1 protein-coding gene is annotated in these 616 nt (G+C 26.5%); it reads left to right on the forward strand.

The genetic code is table 11. The features are described from left to right. Positions 1–223 precede the first annotated feature (223 nt). Positions 224–616: histidine kinase (locus Z053_RS32050; RefSeq protein ID WP_241459862.1), on the forward strand; the 393-nt coding region annotated here is incomplete at its 3' end.

The following is a 616-nucleotide window of genomic DNA, read 5'->3' on the forward strand; positions in this document are numbered from 1 at the left end:
AAGACTTGTAAATATTTATGTACTGATCGCTTTACATACTAGTATACTTTTTTATGTCGGAGATTTAATTTTTATTCAAAAACCTTTAAGTGCTCATATCATAAGTTATATATCCAATTTTTATTTAATTTTTGTATTGTTATGTAATAACAAAGGTTTTTTGGGTTTTGCAAAAATATTGTGGATTTTATATTTATTCATTTTTATAAATTTATCTACCGTAATGGTTAACCCTGGAATTTATACAGAGTATTATTTCCTTCTGATTCCGGGAATTAGTTTATCGATATATCAAAAAAAAACCTTGCCAATTATATATACATTGGTAAGTATAGTTTGCTTTTTTATTCCTTACTATTATCTTGATATATACCCTAAAGATCACCCAAACAGAATAAATGGTGTAGTGGTCATAATTTTATTTTACTGTATTTATGCCATAGTAAATTACTTTAAAAAACTTAATATTCGTAATGAAGAAAAATTAGCCCAGGCATATCAAAAACTTGAGGAATCTAAGAAAAGTGAGTTAGCCTTGTTACAATTGAAGTCGCTCAAGTCTCAAATGAACCCACATTTTATATTTAACTCCCTCAATTCTATTCAGGATTTAATC

The organism is Aquimarina megaterium XH134, assembly GCF_000520975.1.
Classification (GTDB): domain Bacteria; phylum Bacteroidota; class Bacteroidia; order Flavobacteriales; family Flavobacteriaceae; genus Aquimarina; species Aquimarina megaterium.